The organism is Pseudoalteromonas sp. 2CM39R (assembly GCF_023161845.1).
On sequence record NZ_JALNTM010000013.1, the window covers coordinates 151,488 to 168,598 of the forward strand.

Below are 17,111 nucleotides of genomic sequence, written 5' to 3' on the forward strand. Positions count from 1 at the left end.
GTTTACAGCTTTTTACTGTCGGTGTTTGCGGCATAAGCTTGTTGTTGCCACGCATTAAACAGCTTTTGTTGTTTATTTGATATTTTTAAACCATAAGTTTTTTGCATGTAAGCGTATGCATCGGCAATACGTTTACGTGCATAAACCGGAGGCTCTATAACGCGTTGTTTAAAATTAACCTTAACCTCACAGCGACCATATTGATTAGCATTTTGGGCTAACATGCCAAAGCGATAGTTTGAACGATCAGCGTTAATTTCACCGATTGCGGGAGCTAAATTGTTAATATCAGCTTCCATCATGCGAAACTTTGCACTTACTTTACGGCAATTTTTACGTCCACCATCTTGCCAGCATTGTAACTGATGACCGAACTCCCAAGCGGGTACGATATGTTCCCACTCTATTCGCAGAGCGCGTTGGTTCACGTTACCTGAGCGGGTAAATGTGTTGCGTGGCACATAACCACAATGGGTTGCATCGGGTACTAACTTTTTGCCTTTACGTTTTATGTCGCAACCACAATAGATACTTTTTGCATCCGTTGGTAAGGTTTTAATTAAGTGTTTTTTAGCACTGGAAAAACGAGTAAATTGCTCAGCATTAAGATTAAAGCTGACAACGCAAAGCAATAACGCAAAAATAAAATGCGGCATATCCTATCACTTTAGTGAACTACAGGAGCCGCGATTTTAAAGAGAATAACCTAAATGGTAAATCAGTTTTCTGTACAACCTGCTTAAAAACTCAGGATAGCTTACGTTTTCTTGTTCTTAATCGGATGTTTTGCAGTAATAAAATAAAACCAGTAAAACTAAAAAACACACTGCTGGCAGCAAAGCTAATGAGTAACGGGTTGTTAAAATCCTCGCGCTCATCGTAATCCATAATGTGTAACATCCAAAAGAAGTCAAACACTCGCCAAATATTACTGCGAACTGTAATGAACTTGCCGTTATCAGCATTAAAATATAAGCTGGTGCTAAGCATATCGTTAAAATTAACTTGCCAAATATTTTCTTTAAACCCGGCTTCTCTAAAACTGGTTGCCAGCTTTTTTGTGCTTATAACGTTTGCATTAATTAAAAGGTGAGCGTGGGCATTAGTGATTATTTGTGCCTTGCTTGGTGCTGAAAGTGGGTCGCCAGTTGTACCATTAAAACTATAGGTTTTACTCGCTGTAGTTACTGTAATTACTGGGGTATTTAAAAAGTGACTATAATTAATTTGCTGGGGTTGTGGTGTATTCGCAATAATTTTATCAAGTGAGGCTGTGTAATCGGCTTGGCTGAAAGGGTTTTCTAGTTGGCGGTTTGCAAGGTGTTTACCGTGTACTTTTTCAAGTGGCATGGCGCTCATAAATAAACCGCCAAGCAGCCATGCAAAAATTTGTATTACCAAAAAGTAGCCTAGCCATTTATGCAGCTTACGGGCTGTTTTAAAAATGCGTTTGTTCATTCGCTTTCTCATTATTATTATTTTTTGCAAGGCACCTAATGGAGCTAGCTACCATTAGGTTAATAGCTGTATTAACCGTTACTTTAATACTTGCAGCTTAATAAAGGAATTAAATAAATTATAAGCTGTTGATTTGGTATAAATGCAAAATTAGGTTAAAGTTTGCGGTGAAATTTAAGTGGGGTAACACAACTGTATGTCGGAAATTCAATTTTTAAATGTAGATCTAGAGCTCGAGTCAAAGCAAGATATTAGCGTATTAGTTGCTGATTTAAAAAAGGTCGCAATCATTTTACATTATGATAAAGACGAATACCGCCAACTGGCACGCATCGAAGTAGCTGGTGAAATAACCACACCTGATAAAGCAATTAATCACTTATGTGAACTAATTGAGTCGTGTTCACGCAATGCATTAAAGCAATGGTTAAGTTGTTCTCGTAGAACCTTTGATATGGGGTTTGAGTCGGGTACGTCGCCAAAATGTTTTAATCAGGCCTTGCATGCAGATACCTTGTTACGCATATCTGCAATTGGCGCAGGCATAGAAGTTACTATTTACCCTCTGGAAAAGTAATTTAACCTTTTCGTTCGACTACGGCTGCGGTCATTCTTGATACGCAGCAAAGCTCATTGCGACTATTGGTTATTTTAATATCCCAAACTGAGCTGCGTTTACCAATATGATAAGCCCTTGCGGTAGCCGTTAATGTGCCGTTGCGTGACGCTTTTAAGTGGCTTGCGCTGATCTCTTGCCCAACACAATAAAATCGACTGAAATCAACTACAAAGTTAGCGGCATAACTTGCTACGGTTTCAGCAAGGACTACATTGGCACCACCATGCACTATACCCATAGGGTTATGATGCTCTGGAATTGCCGGCATAGTGGCGACTAAGTAGTCATCTCCAATTTCACTGATTTCAATTCCCATGGTCTTCATGAGCGTGCCTTGGCCAGTGATCCCTTGATCTAATTGCTTACAAAACTCTAATGTAATTGGTTGGTGCCAAATGCTCATACTCGCTCCTAAAAGAATGTTTAAAAATATAAAATTGAGCTCATATTAAGGTGAAATTTAAATCTTGTCGTGAGTGATAGCAAATAAAATTTTTTTAGCTTAATTTAAGCAGGTAGCCATACTACGACGCCTGCTTATGTAGCTTGCTTATTATTGGTAACTAGCGACCAGTTCTACATTATTATAAGCATCAAAGCCTTTGAGCATGACAGAGTAATTTCCACTGCGAGTATCACTGCAGCTCTCATTATTGCCATTTCTATATGGGCGACAATCAAAATTATTTGTGGATGCCGTTTCGTTAAATTTTACATATATATCAGCATCACCACTACCACCTGATGTTCTAAAAGTAACTTGTGTTGCTTCACTTGGTACTGCAAATGTAAATAATTTTTCGCTATTCTTTGCGCCATTAACCATAATTGCTTGGTTATTTTGGAGTACATTGTCACCAGGAATTGGGGGGGTTGAAGATCTAAAGTTTGCAATAATAGGGTTAGTTAAGTTTAACACTCTGGCATTGTCATGTTCTGCCGAAGTCCCCATTACATCTCCATTGTATGATTTATTAGGGTTCGACCAGTAATTAATACGTGTACAATTACCTGGACAATTATATGCCATCACTGAACGCCATTGTGATTGAGGCTGTTGGTAACCATGTCCAAATGAATAAGGAGTTGTTGAAGGATCGTTTTCTGGATTATGGCGAGCGCCTTGTAAGTGCCCAATCTCATGACCAAAGGAATAGTAGCCCGTTGCACAATTATAATCGACCATAGCAAAAGCGCTTTGAGCATTAGCGCCAATAGCTTTGGCCTGGCCACAGTAACCATTGACATCATTTACTAATATAACTACATCTGCACCGAATTGATCGCGTAATGTATGTGCTTCATCCATATAACCATCGTTCTTAGCTGCTAAACGATTTAAATCAGTACTTGAGTTTGCAGCTTCAGTATAATTAATTTGGCTCATGTGGGCTATGCTAACAACTGCGTTGACGCCTGAGTTTTGATAACCTTGGTTGGTTTCAACAACCGCAAGATCAATTAAGCTATTTATATCCCCTGATTTTTGAGCTGCTGCTGGGGTATATAAAACTAATAAACTAATATTACTTTGCGTTTCGTTAGCCATTACCGATTGAGTGTTTTGAGCTGTTAAAATTTGTTCACTCATAAACTCCAGGTGATTAGACTGTTTATAGTCGGGAGCATGTTCAGCTGGCTGCTTTTGGGGATCTAATTCAATGAAATTATGACCAGAGTGCTTATTTGGTTGTAATTTATATATCTGTTCACCTACTTTTACAGTACCCGAAATGCCTTTTGCAGATTTAATAAGTGTTATTTCGTCATCTTCTAAACTTTTACCAATCCAAATTAAGCTTCCCGTTGCTGACAAACTTGTTGAACTTTTTATAAATTCAATGTCGTTACCTTTAACAGGTAAAAGAAAGGTATTTGTGCTATTTGTGAGCTCAAAAAGAGGCTGGCCAAACTGTAATTGATTACTTGTTTGTGTGGCCACGCTTTGTGACTCATTAATATATTGCACTTCAAAAAGCGGAACTTGAGCTTGTGTATAGCCGCTGAATAGGAGCCCGATAAATAAGGGTGAGTATTTTTTCATTTCATAGTCCTTTTTGGTTTGTTTTGTCCACATAAAGTGTACACGCTAATATTTTTATTTCAATTAATTAACATTGCCAGCTATTAAAATTAACTATTGTTGTAAATTTTAAGATACATTTTTTATTTTTACTGTTGATTGGTTGCTTTAATCAGTGCAAAAATAATTTTTAGTAGTTATGAGCGGGTTATATCCTTAATGCGATAAGCTAATTGTTATCAGTGGAACTAACTTAATTTATATTTGCGATCTTAAAATAACTGTATATACTCACAGTTAATTGTACTGTATGGAAAACCAGTTGTATGCGACCATTAACGAAACGCCAAGCGCAAATACTCGAACTTATCAAAGTGTTTATTAAAGACACTGGTATGCCTCCTACACGTGCCGAGATTGCACAAACACTGGGTTTTAAAAGTGCAAATGCTGCAGAAGAACATTTAAAAGCACTGGCTAAAAAAGGTGTGATTAAAATGAAGCCGGGCGCGAGTCGGGGTATTCAGCTTGTTGAAGAAGAAGAGCCAGAGCAACTGGGCTTACCTTTAATTGGTCGAGTTGCTGCGGGTGAGCCAATATTGGCGCAACAGCATGTAGAAAGCCACTGTAAAATTGACCCTTTAATGTTTAAACCTGCGGCCGATTTTTTACTGCGTGTTAACGGCATGAGTATGAAAGATATTGGCATTATGGATGGCGACTTACTCGCTGTACATAAAACTCAAGTAGCTGAAAATGGTCAGGTTGTTGTTGCTCGAGTGGATGATGATGTTACGGTTAAACGTCTAGAAAAAGCCGGCAGAAAAGTATTACTGCATGCTGAAAATGACGAGTTTTCAGCTATTGAAGTAGACTTGGAGAATGAATCTTTCAATATTGAAGGTTTAGCGGTGGGTGTTATTCGTAACGCTGATTGGATGTGATAGTTAAACATAACTTAGCGCTTAATATTGATTAGGCGCTGTTTTTACATGAATTATTTTTGTACGATATTGCTTGTGAATCGCTTTTTGTTATTTCAAAAAATCGCTAAATACTTTATAAATAAACAAATTTATTCTAATTGTTTTAAATCATAAAACTTTATTTTTTTTCCGCTGTTATTCAAGCTACCCCTTACCAACTCTGACTCTTAGATTAATTACCTCATTAGTTAATATTTTTTTGCTGCACTTTTTTAAGTAACCCCCTTGTTTATTTTTCATACTCACCTTGCTTATTGTTTATTTTTTAACTAGTTATTAAAGAGCTGGAATAAAAATAACTCACAGCCTTGTCGTTTTGAGCACACACATTTAGTAACTCCAGCACCCTTATAAAAAATAAAAATAACGAATGGGCGTTTAAGCCGTATGCCTCTTCGCTTTGCGTCAGCAATAGCATCAAAGGAGCCGTCACATGGGTAAGCTGAGTTCTTCCTTGTGGCTTATATTGTTAGTTTTTTCGCAAAATGTGCTTGCTAATAGCCAATATAATATGCGTAAAGGCGTAACTGATATAAGTAATAATGTATACCAACTGCACATGACCATATTTTTAATATGTTGTGTGATTGGGGTGATCGTGTTTGCCATTATGTTTTGGGCACTCATCCATCATCGCAAGTCTAAAGGGGCTGTCCCTGCCCAGTTTCATGAAAGTACCAAAGTAGAAATACTCTGGACTGCCATTCCTTTTGTCATCTTAATTGTTATGGCCATTCCTGCGACTAAAACGTTAATTGCCATGGAGGATGCCAGCAAAGCTGATATCACCATAAAAATTACTGGATCACAGTGGAAGTGGCATTACGAGTATATGGGGGAGGACGTTGAGTTTTATTCAATGTTAGCGACTCCTCAAAATGAAATAACGAATCTTGCCGATAAAAACCCGAATTATTTACTCGAAGTAGATAAGCCACTAGTGCTACCGATTAACCAAAAAGTTCGTTTTTTAATGACTTCAGATGATGTAATTCACTCATGGTGGGTACCTGATTTTGCAGTTAAAAAAGATGCAAACCCTGGGTTTATTAACGAAACATGGACCAATATTAATGAAGTAGGTACTTACCGCGGGCAGTGTGCAGAGCTGTGTGGTAAAGATCATGGCTTCATGCCTGTTGTGGTAGAAGCAAAAACAGAAGAAGACTTCAAAACGTGGTTGGCAGAAGCTAAACAAGCTAAACAAAAAGCGGCTGAAGCAGACGCTGCGTTATTAGATCAAGTGGTACCAAAAGAGGAGCTGATGGCTCTTGGTGAGCAAGTTTATATGGCGAGCTGTGCAGCGTGTCATCAACCTACAGGTTTAGGTTTGCCGGGTGTCTTTCCAGCACTTAAAGGCAGCCCAATAGTTATAGGTGATATCAAAGGTCATATCGATATCTTACTTCATGGTAAACCAGGTACAGCGATGCAGTCTTTCGCAAAGCAATTATCTATTAAGCAGATAGCAGCCGTTATTACTTATAAGCGTAACGCATGGGGTAATGACACCGGAGAGGTAATTCAACCAAGCGAAATACAAGCGGCACTGGATGCTGATGGGGAGGCTAAATAATGAGTAGCATTGCAGAACAACCTAATTCCAATGAGGCTCATCATGGCCATCAACCTGCAACAGGCTTTAAGCGCTGGTTATTTACAACCAACCATAAAGATATCGGAAGCTTATATTTAATTTTTTCTCTCACCATGTTTTTGATTGGTGGAGCAATGGCCATGGTTATTCGGGCTGAGTTATTTCAGCCGGGTTTACAATTGGTTGATCCTCACTTTTTTAATCAAATGACCACAGTGCACGGTTTAATCATGGTGTTTGGTGCAGTAATGCCTGCATTTACTGGATTGGCAAACTGGATGATTCCGTTAATGATTGGTGCGCCAGATATGGCATTACCGAGAATGAACAACTGGAGCTTCTGGATTTTACCATTTGCGTTTTTGATTTTGTTAGCGTCATTGTTTATGCCTGGTGGCGGTCCTGCATTTGGGTGGACCTTTTACGCTCCGCTTTCCACCACTTATAGTAACGACAACACAGCAATGTTTGTATTTGCGGTACATATAATGGGTATCAGTTCGATTATGGGTGCCATTAATGTGGTGGTCACCATAGTGAATATGCGTGCTCCGGGGATGACATGGATGAAACTGCCGTTATTTGTGTGGACATGGCTGATCACGGCTTTTTTACTTATTGCAGTAATGCCGGTACTTGCTGGTGCAGTTACTATGGTACTCACCGATAAATACTTTGCGACCAGCTTCTTTGACGCCGCTGGTGGTGGCGATCCGGTAATGTTCCAGCATATATTTTGGTTTTTTGGTCATCCTGAAGTTTATATTATGATTTTGCCTGCCTTTGGCATTATCTCTACGATTGTTCCTACTTTTTCACGTAAAAAACTATTTGGTTATGCCTCTATGGTGTACGCCACTTCCTCGATTGCCTTGTTGAGCTTTATTGTGTGGGCGCATCATATGTTTACCACAGGTATGCCCGTGGCGGGTGAGTTGTTTTTTATGTACGCGACTATGTTGATATCGGTACCTACCGGTGTAAAAGTATTTAACTGGGTAGCAACTATGTGGCGTGGCTCTATTAGCTTTGAAGTGCCCATGCTGTTTAGTATCGCATTTATTGTGCTGTTTACTTTAGGTGGCTTTTCGGGATTGATGTTGGCGATCACACCTGCTGATTTTCAATACCACGACACCTACTTTGTAGTTGCACACTTCCATTATGTGCTGGTGACGGGCGCGGTATTTTCTATTATGGCGGGGGCTTATTATTGGTTGCCAAAATGGACCGGAAATATGTTCAATATTACTTTGGCAAAATGGCATTTTTGGTTGTCCTTGGTAAGTGTAAATGTGCTGTTTTTCCCAATGCATTTTGTGGGGTTAGCTGGTATGCCACGTCGAATTCCAGATTATGCACTGCAGTTTGCTGACTTTAACGCCATTATTAGTATAGGTGGGTTTGCCTTTGGTTTATCGCAATTACTGTTCGTTGTTGTTGTGTATAAATGTGCAAAAGGGGGAGATAAAGTGCCTGCAAAAGTTTGGGATGGGGCAGAAGGGCTTGAATGGGAAGTTGATTCACCAGCGCCATATCATACGTTCTCAACGCCGCCGGACATTAAATAATGACTCACTTGCCGTTATTAAAAAAGCTGGTGGTTATTTGCATTGCAATGTTTGCTTTTGCATTTGCCATGGTACCTATATATGACGTGTTTTGCGATATAACCGGGCTTAATGGTAAGCCCTCGTTAGAGCAAGCACAGCAAAGTACCTTGGTTACTGAAAATAGAGAAGTTAGCGTTAGTTTTACCACCCATGCCCAAAGTGGTGCGCCTTTTGAGGTTAAATCTAAAGAATACAGTGTAGATGTAAAACCAGGGGCCATGCGTGAGGTTATGTTTAGCGCTAAAAACAATAGTAATGAAGACAAAGTGATGCAAGCGATACCTTCGGTAGCGCCGGGTAAAGCGGCTAAGTATTTACACAAAATAGCGTGTTTTTGCTTTGACCAGCAACCTTTGAAGGCTGGCGAGGAGCTAGAGTTTAAATTACTTTTTTATGTTGATACTGAGTTACCCAGTGATGTGGAGGAGTTAACTCTGTCTTATACCGTATTTGATATTAGCGAGAAGTTAGTAGCCAGTAATAACTAGCTTATAAAACTAGTGAAAAACTAGGAGCAAATGAAATGAATCAAAAATATGAACATTATTATGTACCTGATCAAAGCCCATGGCCAATAGTTGGCGCGGTGGCGCTATTTTTTATTGCGGTAGGGGCAGCCTTAACAGTTATGGATATGGGTAAAGAGGGAGGCAGTGGTGTTTACTTACTGTATGTGGGTATTGCCGTATTGCTTTATATGCTGTTTAGCTGGTTTAAAAATGTGATTGAAGAGTCGCATCAAGGTTTATATTCTGCACAAATGGTTCGCTCATTTAGACAAGGTATGAGCTGGTTTATTTTTTCAGAAGTCATGTTTTTTATGGCCTTTTTTGGGGCCCTTTTTTATGCCCGCATGTTTTCTGTGCCTTGGCTTGGAGGCGCCGATAACAACGCCATGACTAACGAAGTGTTATGGCCTACTTTTGAGGCTGTGTGGCCATTGTTAAATACCCCTGGGGGCACCTCTACTCAAGCAATGGGTTGGCAAGGGTTACCACTGATAAATACCCTTATTTTATTGGCTTCGTCGGTAACTCTGCATTTTGCCCATGTAGCGATGGAAAATAACAAACGTACTCCACTTAAGGTGTTTTTAGGCGTAACTATTTTGCTGGGAGTATGCTTTTTAGGGCTCCAAGTAGAAGAATATATTTATGCTTATAATGACCTTAATTTAACCCTTGATGCGGGAATTTACGGTAATACCTTCTTTCTGCTAACCGGTTTTCACGGTATGCATGTCACCTTAGGTACCATTATTTTATTAATCGTTTTCCTACGGATTTTAAAAGGCCACTTTACAAAAAATAAGCACTTCGCGTTTCAAGCTGCGGCGTGGTACTGGCATTTTGTTGATGTTGTTTGGCTATGTTTGTTTGTTTTTGTATATGTACTGTAGTGGGCAAAGGTGATTGATTTGCCGTAATTAAACCGAGCTTTAGTGCGGCAATTACCATCACTAATACCACAACAGAAAATAACACTCGACGCCCTAAAAAGTGAGACATGGGGCGTCCATTGGTTTTTCCCGACACCATAATAAATAAAGCACGAAATAAATTAAACAATATAAATAATAACAGTAGAACAATAATAATTTTAATAATCACTGGATTTACCCTTATGCAGTTAGTTGTATTTAACAAACAAAAGCTTAGCTCAATAATCACAGTTTGCCTGGTTGTTATTGTGGTATTAGTTTGTGTGCGTTTAGGGTTTTGGCAATTACAGCGCGCAGATCAAAAGCAACAGCAGCTTAATGCCATTGAAAATATTCAGCAGCAAGGGATTATGAGCTGGTCACAGTTGCAACAACTGCCAAAAGAGTGGAATAAAACCGGGGTATTAGTTTCGTTGAGTGGTTATTTTGATACCAATAATTATTGGCTGCTCGATAACCAAATTTATAATGGTCAGGTTGGTTACGACTTACTGGCATTATTAAAGTTACCTGATGATTCGCGCTTTTTATTAGTTAATTTAGGCTGGGTAAAAGCTGGCAGTTCAAGAGAAGTCCTACCAAACGTGACAATACCTAGTGGTAAATTTACGTTAACGGCACAAATTAAAGAAGATAACTTAAGTGGCTTTACCTTAGCTAATAGCAATACTCAGTCAGATTTAGCTAAACGAATTCAAATCATTGATCTGCAATCACTCAGTAGCCAATCCCAGCGACCTTTAGTGGATTTTATGGCCTATCGCCAAGGCGACGAAGATGAGATTGCGGCCCCCCATTATGAAGCTGTTGTGATGAGTCCAGAAAAACATTATGCCTACTCAGTACAGTGGTTTTTAATTGCGATTGCCTGTGTGGTAGTTGCTATTTTTGCAAGCAAGAAGAGGATAGATAATGAAAAATAAACCCCTGTTGCTCTTTGTTGTATGCTGCGCTATCCCTTTAGTGCTGGCTTACAGCGCGTTAAAACTTGATTGGCTACCTACAGCAATTACTAATCATGGTGAGTTTTTAGAACGTGAAATTAAGCTAGACAATTGGCAGCAGCATAATCCAAAACAATGGACTATTGCTTTAAATTATTCAGCACAATGCGAAGAGCCTTGCTCGGAGCAGCTCGCTGCTTTAGATAATTTATATGTTGCCCTTGGCAAAAATCAACACAAAGTAGATATGGCGATAATGGGGAAACCCAAAGCTGCGAAGCCGCATTGGCATATGATTGCTGAACAACAGCAATTAAAACCCGCGAGTTTATATTTAATCGACCATATGGGACTGATTGTGCTGGAATATCCATTTAATCCTCAACCACAAGAAAACCGTTTGATACAAAAGGGATTATTGAAAGATCTAAAAAAATTACTTAATTACTCTCGTTCAAGCTAAGTAGAGGCTGCTATGTATAAAAACTATAAAAATTTGGTATTAGCAACGAGTTTATTCGCATTAGTTGTGGTAGCTCTAGGCGCATATACGCGGTTAAGTGACGCAGGACTTGGTTGCCCCGATTGGCCTGGTTGTTATGGCTTTTTAACCGTACCAAAACATGAAGCTGAGATTGCGCATGCGATTCAAAGCTACCCCGATATGATATTTGAAACAGCAAAGGCATGGAAAGAAATGATTCATCGCTATTTTGCTGGCACGCTCGGAGTATTAATTTTAGTGTTGTTTATTTTGGCTTTTGTAAAACGCCAGTATCCAACTACGCCTGTAAAATTACCGATGCTACTGCTTTTGCTTGTTATTTTTCAGGCCGCGCTAGGTATGTGGACGGTGACTATGAACCTGCAGCCGCTAATTGTGATGGGGCATTTACTCGGAGGGTTTAGCATTTTGGCGTTATTAACGTTGTTGTACTTAAGGCTGACCAGTCAGCCTATTACGGGTGGGGACGCAGGTGCAAAACCTCACTTTAAACTAAGCTTGGTGGCGCTCACGGTACTTATTTTACAAATCGCTCTAGGTGGCTGGTTAGCGGCTAATTATGCCGCGCCACATTGTAATGGTTTGCCGCTATGTAGCTATGCTCAGCCGTTTTCGCTCAGTAGTGTTTTTCAGTTACCGTTAGAGCACAGTAATTATGAGTTTGGCGTGTTATCACAACAAGCGCGTATGTCTATTCATTTACTGCATCGTATGTGGGCATTGGTCACTTGTATTGTGTTGGCACTCGTTATGTGGCGAATATACAGCCATGCCTATTCACAAAAAATCAAAAGCTGCACAGTGAGTGTGTTGGTAGCGTTATTTTGCCAGATAGCGTTGGGGTTAGCTGTAGTATATTTTCACTTTCCGATCAGTGTTGCGCTGGCGCATAACTTAATGGCTGCCATACTGTTATTAACTATGGTTAGGTTATGTTATTACCTAAAAGTCCGTACCTAAAGGGGAATCGTTATGGCACTTACAATTAACAAAAAAGCAATGCAGCCCGTTTATAGCCCATCGTTATTGACTAAAAGTTATCATTTAATCCAAGATTATTTAGCAATCAGTAAATTTAAAGTGGTGGCTATGTTGGTGTTAACGGCATGGGTGGGCTTGGCTCTCGCCCCTGACGTTGGTAGAGGCATTGGGGTTCAGTTCATAAGTTTATTAGGGATTGGTTTACTCTCTGCGGCAGCTGCCGTTATCAATCATGTGGTTGATAGTGAAATTGATAGTAAAATGGCACGTACACGCCACCGCCCAGTCGCCAAAGGACGCTTAAGTAAATTACACGCATTGAGTTTTGCTGCTGTTATTGGCGTGGCAGGGTTTATTATGTTGATGTTGTGGGCAAATACACTCACTGCCATACTTACCTTATTTGCACTTGTTGGTTACGCATTTATTTATACGTCGTTTTTAAAACGCGCCACGCCACAAAATATAGTGATTGGTGGTTTGGCTGGCGCCATGCCACCTTTACTTGGTTGGGTGTCTGAAACCAATCAAATGGCAGCCGCTCCTTGGTTGTTGGTTATGATTATATTCACATGGACTCCTCCGCACTTTTGGGCGTTAGCAATCGCGCGTAAAAGTGATTACGAACGCGCTAAAATCCCTATGTTACCTGTCACCCATGGTATTGATTTTTGTAAAACCTGTGTGCTCGCGTACTCAGTGCTATTAGCCATTGTGTGCGTATTACCCTATTTGATAGGTATGTCGGGACTTATTTATTTAAGTGGGGCCTGTATCCTTAATATACTCTTTATATACAAAGCAATTAACTTAAAATTTGCCGCCAAAGAAGACACCGCAATGGATTTATTTCGTTTTTCGATTGTTCATTTAATGATACTCTTTGTTATCTTATTTATAGATAAATGGCTAGTTATATGAAGCAGTTATGGTGTGGGTTAATTGTTTTTTCGGTGCTTTTTTTATCGGCATGTGATGATAAAAAAAGTTTACAAGATCTTGATGCATTAGTGTACGAAACTGCAAAACCGTTATCTGATTTCTCGCTAAATGATCAACAGGGGGAGTTAGTAACCAAAAAGCAGTTTTTAGAACAATGGAACTTAGTGTTTTTAGGCTACACAAGCTGCCCTGACATTTGTCCAATGACGCTTGCTAAGCTCAACAATGTCTATAAAAACTTACAAGCTGACTATCCACTGCAGGTGTGGTTTATATCTGTTGACCCTAAACGAGATATTGCTCAAAAGCGTAAAGAGTACATAGATTATTTTAACCCTAAATTTTTAGCTGTATCTGGGGAGCATAAAGACTTATTTCCATTTGTACGAGAGCTGGGATTAATTTATGCAATTAGTGATAGTGATGAATCTGACTATGCGGTGGATCATAGTGCATCGGTTGCACTTGTTGATGGTAGTGGCGCCCTGAGAGCTATTTTTAAGCCCGAATTTAAACAAGGAGATGTGCCGTTGGTGAATACTACAAAATTAACAGCGGAATTTATTGAAATAGCAGATTACTACAAAAACTAGTTTTTAATGGTTTAACAATTTTTAAGGGGCTTTGTGCCCCTTTTTACGTTTTTTAACAGCTGTTTTTAATTAATTAGTTATTTTTTAGTCGTTTTTATGGCGTTTTCTTTATCTCGGTCTAAGCTTTTGTTATGGATTGAGTTGATAAGGAAAAGCTTAAAAATGCTTAAACTACCAAATGAGCTTTCAATTGTTCAGGTTGACGTTTTACATCAAGATTTATTAAGCGAGCTTAATAATAGCCGAGATATTTGTCTGGATATTAGCGATGTCATGTCTGCTGATACCGCCTCGGTTCAACTCCTTTGTGCCCTACAAAAACACCTTCTTACTATCAATCAAAAAATTGCCTGGGTTGGCAGCAGTGACGCATTAAAAAATGCCATTGAACAACTCGGTTTAAGTGAATATTTAGCTTCAGAAAGTACTAACTAGAGGTTTATATGAAAAGAATTTTAGCTGTCGATGATTCTGCATCAATGCGCCAAATGGTGAGCTTTACGTTAAAAACAGCAGGGTTTGATGTTACCGAAGCCAAAGATGGCAGCGAGGCATTAGCCATTGCCAAGCAACAAGGTTTTGATGCAGTTATTTCTGATGTAAACATGCCAATTATGGATGGGATCACACTTATTAGAGAGCTAAGAGGGCTACCAGATTACAAGTTTACACCGCTGCTTATGCTTACTACGGAGTCGGGGATGGATAAAAAAGTAGAAGGTAAAGCTGCTGGGGCAACAGGATGGATTGTAAAACCTTTTAATCCAGATCAGCTATTAGCCGTGCTAAAAAAAGTAATCCGTTAACTTAGGAGTGCACTGTGAGTATTGATTTAAGCCAGTTTTTTGAAGTGTTCTTTGAAGAGAGTTTTGAAGGCCTCGATATCATGGAGACTGAATTACTCAACTTAGTGCCAGGCGAAGAAGACTTAGAAACCATTAATACTATATTTAGAGCTGCTCATTCAATAAAAGGGGGCAGTGCTACTTTTGGATTTAACTCAATTGCAAATTTTACCCATGTATTAGAAACATTATTGGATCAAATTCGTGAAGGTGAGCGCAATATAACTAGCGAGCATATTAATTTATTACTTAAATCAGTGGATTGCTTAAGGGCTTTGTTAAGTTCGCTAAAAGTACAGGAAGAACCAGATTTAGCCCAAGCAGATACTTTACGTGAGCAGTTCGAAAAATTACTAGGTATGCCAGCTGGTGAGGAGCAAGGGGAAGAAACACATCATGAGCAGGTTATAGTTAATACTTATCAGATTGATTTTAAGCCGCATTTTCATCTTTTTAAAACCGGTAATGAACCTTTGTTTATGATCAGCGAGTTAGCTGAGCTTGGTGAGCTAGAAGTACAGGCATTCACCGATGCCATACCTGACATTAAAGAATTAACCAGCGATGAGTGCTTTTTATATTGGCGGTTTTTCTTAAACACTGAGCGCGATGAGCAAGCCATTAAAGAGATTTTTGAATGGGTTGAAGATGATGCAGATATTAAAGTCGAGCTATGCGGTGGCTTATTTAATGATGCTAAAGCTGGATCAGAGGAAGTAATTAACGAACCGGCTGTTGTGGAGGAAGCTCCCAAAACTGCTGAGCAACCCAAAGCAAATAAAGCAAAGGCAGCTGCCAATGCGCCCAGCGCGAAAGCCGCGCCAGAATCTACCTCTATTCGGGTTGGTATAGATAAGGTTGATTCATTGATTAATATGGTGGGTGAGTTGGTTATTACCCAAGCAATGTTAAATCAGCTTAGCGAACAGGAAATGACAGCCACTGCGGTAACCTCGCTTCAAGAGGGATTGGCGCAACTAGCGCATAATACCCGAGACTTACAAGAAAACGTGATGCGTATTCGTATGCTGCCAATTAATTTTGTATTTAGTCGTTTTCCACGTCTGGTGCGTGATATTGCTCAAAAGCTTAATAAAGAGGTGGAGTTAAAGCTGATCGGAGAGCAAACCGAGTTAGATAAAACTGTGATGGAAAAAATATCTGATCCTATGGTGCATTTAGTAAGAAACTCACTGGATCATGGTATTGAAACTGTAGAAAAGCGTATTGCGGCAGGTAAAGATCCTGTGGGCAAAGTTACATTAAATGCTTTTCATCAGGGAGGAAATATCGTCATTGAAATCATGGACGATGGTCAAGGCCTTAACACTCAAAAGATTAAAGAAAAAGCGATTACTAACGAGCTAATTGCTGGCGATAGCGAGTTAACAGATGATGAAATTAACGAACTTATATTCATGCCAGGGTTTTCTACTGCTGATGAAGTAAGTGACTTATCTGGCCGGGGTGTGGGTATGGACGTGGTTAAACGCAATATCCAATCATTAAATGGCTCGGTAGAGGTGACATCTGCTGCCGGAATTGGTTCTACCTTTACTATTCGGCTACCGCTCACCTTAGCTATTTTAGATGGGCAATTGGTAAAAGTGGCCAAGCATACTTACATTATTCCACTGATCTCAATTGTAGAGTCATTACAAATTGATATTGCAAAAGTAAGCCGTGTTGGTAAAGACCTAGATGTACTCAGGTTACGTGATGAATACATTCCTATTCTGCGCCTATACGAGATTTTTAACCATCAAGGTGCGATTGAATCATTAGATAAGACCTTATTGGTTGTGGTGGAGAACGATAACCAAAAAGTCGGGGTGCTCGTTGACGATTTACTTTCACAGCAACAGGTGGTTATAAAAAGCTTGGAGGCTAATTACCACAAAGTGGACGGAGTCTCTGGGGCAACTATTTTAGGTGATGGTCGTGTCTCGTTAATTTTAGATATTAGCGGTTTGATTAAGCTTTCAGGATTAAAAAAACCTGGCAGCCAAGCATTGAGTATTGAGCCATCAGCGACTCTGGAGGATTCATGTTCTCTGAATCAATAGCATTAAATAGCAATATTGAGCTACAGCGCAAAGAGGGCATTAAGCAGTTTCTTACCTTTATTATGGCTGAAGAAGAATACGGAGTAGATATATTAACGGTGCAAGAAATCCGTAGCTGGGAAGACATAACCGCACTGCCAAATGCCCCTGAGTACGTAAAAGGCGTTATTAATCTACGCGGCACGATAGTACCCATTATTGATTTGAGGTTACGTTTTGGTTTACCCACAATTGCCTATGGGCCGTTAACAGTAGTGATTATTGTAAAAATAGAGTTTGAACAAGAAAGTAAAGTAATGGGTATTACGGTAGATGCAGTGGCAGATGTTTATAGTATTGCAGAGCAAGATGCTAAAGCTGTGCCGAGTTTAACCCAGACCAATGAAAGTGAATATGTAGCAGGGTTAGTCAATGTAGGCGAAAAAATGGTCGCCTTAATTGATTTGCCTGCAACCATGGATATTTAGCGGTAACAGTAACTAAATAAAGTAAATAACT

20 protein-coding genes are annotated in these 17,111 nt (G+C 39.5%); 15 read left to right on the top strand and 5 right to left on the bottom strand.

Going from position 1 to position 17,111, the window contains the following annotated elements; translation table 11 throughout:
- Positions 1–2: 2 nt before the first annotated feature.
- Both MTF66_RS25585 and MTF66_RS25590 read right to left on the bottom strand, forming a co-directional pair.
- The gene (locus MTF66_RS25585; protein ID WP_138621531.1) at positions 3–656 is read right to left on the bottom strand and encodes an endonuclease; all 654 of its coding nucleotides are present in this window, start codon (positions 654–656) and stop codon (positions 3–5) included.
- Positions 657–747: 91 nt separating this feature from the next.
- Complete coding sequence (locus tag MTF66_RS25590; RefSeq protein WP_138621533.1) at positions 748–1,458, bottom strand: hypothetical protein; 711 nt, start codon at positions 1,456–1,458, stop codon at positions 748–750.
- A gap of 196 nt (positions 1,459–1,654) precedes the next feature.
- Between MTF66_RS25590 and MTF66_RS25595 the strand changes: the two genes are divergently transcribed.
- A complete protein-coding gene (locus MTF66_RS25595) occupies positions 1,655–2,035 on the top strand; it encodes a hypothetical protein (RefSeq protein WP_248529024.1) in 381 nt (126 codons plus the stop codon).
- 1 nt (position 2,036) lies between these two features.
- Here MTF66_RS25595 and MTF66_RS25600 read toward each other — a convergent pair whose 3' ends face one another.
- Together MTF66_RS25600 and MTF66_RS25605 are read right to left on the bottom strand one after the other, a co-directional pair.
- Positions 2,037–2,480 carry a PaaI family thioesterase gene (locus MTF66_RS25600; RefSeq protein WP_008114168.1) on the bottom strand — a complete coding sequence of 148 codons (444 nt, stop codon included), beginning with the start codon at positions 2,478–2,480 and terminating at the stop codon, positions 2,037–2,039.
- Positions 2,481–2,630: 150 nt separating this feature from the next.
- Entirely contained in the window at positions 2,631–4,154 is a 1,524-nt protein-coding gene (locus MTF66_RS25605; protein ID WP_248529026.1) for a M12 family metallo-peptidase, read from the bottom strand.
- Between the two features lie 272 nt (positions 4,155–4,426).
- Between MTF66_RS25605 and lexA the strand changes: the two genes are divergently transcribed.
- From lexA to MTF66_RS25630, 5 genes are all read left to right on the top strand, one after another.
- Positions 4,427–5,044, top strand: coding sequence for a transcriptional repressor LexA (gene lexA, locus MTF66_RS25610; RefSeq protein ID WP_010392379.1), 618 nt, complete (start codon positions 4,427–4,429; stop codon positions 5,042–5,044).
- Positions 5,045–5,519: 475 nt separating this feature from the next.
- Entirely contained in the window at positions 5,520–6,662 is a 1,143-nt protein-coding gene (gene coxB, locus MTF66_RS25615; protein ID WP_054202822.1) for a cytochrome c oxidase subunit II, read from the top strand.
- Entirely contained in the window at positions 6,662–8,254 is a 1,593-nt protein-coding gene (ctaD, locus tag MTF66_RS25620; protein WP_010392382.1) for a cytochrome c oxidase subunit I, read from the top strand. Before coxB ends, ctaD begins: the two co-directional genes overlap by 1 nt.
- Positions 8,254–8,784, top strand: a complete 531-nt coding sequence (locus MTF66_RS25625; protein ID WP_010392384.1) for a cytochrome c oxidase assembly protein — start codon at positions 8,254–8,256, stop codon at positions 8,782–8,784. Before ctaD ends, MTF66_RS25625 begins: the two co-directional genes overlap by 1 nt.
- A gap of 35 nt (positions 8,785–8,819) precedes the next feature.
- Positions 8,820–9,695: a cytochrome c oxidase subunit 3 gene (locus MTF66_RS25630; RefSeq protein WP_248529028.1), complete on the top strand. Its 876-nt coding sequence runs from the start codon at positions 8,820–8,822 to the stop codon at positions 9,693–9,695.
- Here MTF66_RS25630 and MTF66_RS38620 read toward each other — a convergent pair.
- Positions 9,595–9,966 (bottom strand): DUF2909 domain-containing protein, encoded by a 372-nt coding sequence (locus MTF66_RS38620; protein ID WP_308200203.1) that lies wholly within the window; start codon positions 9,964–9,966, stop codon positions 9,595–9,597. The two genes, MTF66_RS25630 and MTF66_RS38620, sit on opposite strands and share 101 nt — an antisense overlap.
- Here MTF66_RS38620 and MTF66_RS25640 point away from each other — a divergent pair.
- The 9 genes from MTF66_RS25640 (at position 9,920) to MTF66_RS25680 (ending at position 17,080) form a co-directional block, all read left to right on the top strand.
- Entirely contained in the window at positions 9,920–10,660 is a 741-nt protein-coding gene (locus tag MTF66_RS25640; RefSeq protein WP_138621537.1) for an SURF1 family protein, read from the top strand. The two genes, MTF66_RS38620 and MTF66_RS25640, sit on opposite strands and share 47 nt — an antisense overlap.
- A complete protein-coding gene (locus MTF66_RS25645; protein ID WP_054202823.1) occupies positions 10,650–11,144 on the top strand; it encodes a hypothetical protein in 495 nt (164 codons plus the stop codon). Before MTF66_RS25640 ends, MTF66_RS25645 begins: the two co-directional genes overlap by 11 nt.
- A 12-nt stretch (positions 11,145–11,156) precedes the next feature.
- Positions 11,157–12,146 (top strand): heme A synthase, encoded by a 990-nt coding sequence (locus tag MTF66_RS25650; protein WP_054202824.1) that lies wholly within the window; start codon positions 11,157–11,159, stop codon positions 12,144–12,146.
- 12 nt (positions 12,147–12,158) lie between these two features.
- Positions 12,159–13,088, top strand: a complete 930-nt coding sequence (gene cyoE / locus MTF66_RS25655; RefSeq protein WP_010392393.1) for a heme o synthase — start codon at positions 12,159–12,161, stop codon at positions 13,086–13,088.
- Complete coding sequence (locus MTF66_RS25660; RefSeq protein ID WP_055012740.1) at positions 13,085–13,702, top strand: SCO family protein; 618 nt, start codon at positions 13,085–13,087, stop codon at positions 13,700–13,702. The genes cyoE and MTF66_RS25660 overlap by 4 nt, the downstream gene beginning before the upstream one ends.
- A gap of 162 nt (positions 13,703–13,864) precedes the next feature.
- Positions 13,865–14,137 (top strand): lipid asymmetry maintenance protein MlaB, encoded by a 273-nt coding sequence (locus tag MTF66_RS25665; protein ID WP_008465590.1) that lies wholly within the window; start codon positions 13,865–13,867, stop codon positions 14,135–14,137.
- A gap of 8 nt (positions 14,138–14,145) precedes the next feature.
- Complete coding sequence (locus MTF66_RS25670) at positions 14,146–14,508, top strand: response regulator (RefSeq protein WP_008115349.1); 363 nt, start codon at positions 14,146–14,148, stop codon at positions 14,506–14,508.
- Positions 14,509–14,522: 14 nt separating this feature from the next.
- Positions 14,523–16,613 carry a chemotaxis protein CheA gene (locus MTF66_RS25675; RefSeq protein ID WP_010392398.1) on the top strand — a complete coding sequence of 697 codons (2,091 nt, stop codon included), beginning with the start codon at positions 14,523–14,525 and terminating at the stop codon, positions 16,611–16,613.
- Complete coding sequence (locus MTF66_RS25680) at positions 16,595–17,080, top strand: chemotaxis protein CheW (protein ID WP_008465584.1); 486 nt, start codon at positions 16,595–16,597, stop codon at positions 17,078–17,080. The genes MTF66_RS25675 and MTF66_RS25680 overlap by 19 nt, the downstream gene beginning before the upstream one ends.
- Positions 17,081–17,111: the final 31 nt, after the last annotated feature.

What these genes read in the sequence shown, in the direction of transcription:
- MTF66_RS25585 (WP_138621531.1), bottom strand. Translation starts at nt 656, where the DNA reads ATGCCGCATTTTATTTTTGCGTTATTGCTTTGCGTTGTCAGCTTTAAT.
- MTF66_RS25590 (WP_138621533.1), bottom strand. Translation starts at nt 1,458, where the DNA reads ATGAACAAACGCATTTTTAAAACAGCCCGTAAGCTGCATAAATGGCTA.
- MTF66_RS25595 (WP_248529024.1), top strand. Translation starts at nt 1,655, where the DNA reads ATGTCGGAAATTCAATTTTTAAATGTAGATCTAGAGCTCGAGTCAAAG.
- MTF66_RS25600 (WP_008114168.1), bottom strand. Translation starts at nt 2,480, where the DNA reads ATGAGCATTTGGCACCAACCAATTACATTAGAGTTTTGTAAGCAATTA.
- MTF66_RS25605 (WP_248529026.1), bottom strand. Translation starts at nt 4,154, where the DNA reads ATGTGGACAAAACAAACCAAAAAGGACTATGAAATGAAAAAATACTCA.
- lexA (WP_010392379.1), top strand. Translation starts at nt 4,427, where the DNA reads ATGCGACCATTAACGAAACGCCAAGCGCAAATACTCGAACTTATCAAA.
- coxB (WP_054202822.1), top strand. Translation starts at nt 5,520, where the DNA reads ATGGGTAAGCTGAGTTCTTCCTTGTGGCTTATATTGTTAGTTTTTTCG.
- ctaD (WP_010392382.1), top strand. Translation starts at nt 6,662, where the DNA reads ATGAGTAGCATTGCAGAACAACCTAATTCCAATGAGGCTCATCATGGC.
- MTF66_RS25625 (WP_010392384.1), top strand. Translation starts at nt 8,254, where the DNA reads ATGACTCACTTGCCGTTATTAAAAAAGCTGGTGGTTATTTGCATTGCA.
- MTF66_RS25630 (WP_248529028.1), top strand. Translation starts at nt 8,820, where the DNA reads ATGAATCAAAAATATGAACATTATTATGTACCTGATCAAAGCCCATGG.
- MTF66_RS25640 (WP_138621537.1), top strand. Translation starts at nt 9,920, where the DNA reads ATGCAGTTAGTTGTATTTAACAAACAAAAGCTTAGCTCAATAATCACA.
- MTF66_RS25645 (WP_054202823.1), top strand. Translation starts at nt 10,650, where the DNA reads ATGAAAAATAAACCCCTGTTGCTCTTTGTTGTATGCTGCGCTATCCCT.
- MTF66_RS25650 (WP_054202824.1), top strand. Translation starts at nt 11,157, where the DNA reads ATGTATAAAAACTATAAAAATTTGGTATTAGCAACGAGTTTATTCGCA.
- cyoE (WP_010392393.1), top strand. Translation starts at nt 12,159, where the DNA reads ATGGCACTTACAATTAACAAAAAAGCAATGCAGCCCGTTTATAGCCCA.
- MTF66_RS25660 (WP_055012740.1), top strand. Translation starts at nt 13,085, where the DNA reads ATGAAGCAGTTATGGTGTGGGTTAATTGTTTTTTCGGTGCTTTTTTTA.
- MTF66_RS25665 (WP_008465590.1), top strand. Translation starts at nt 13,865, where the DNA reads ATGCTTAAACTACCAAATGAGCTTTCAATTGTTCAGGTTGACGTTTTA.
- MTF66_RS25670 (WP_008115349.1), top strand. Translation starts at nt 14,146, where the DNA reads ATGAAAAGAATTTTAGCTGTCGATGATTCTGCATCAATGCGCCAAATG.
- MTF66_RS25680 (WP_008465584.1), top strand. Translation starts at nt 16,595, where the DNA reads ATGTTCTCTGAATCAATAGCATTAAATAGCAATATTGAGCTACAGCGC.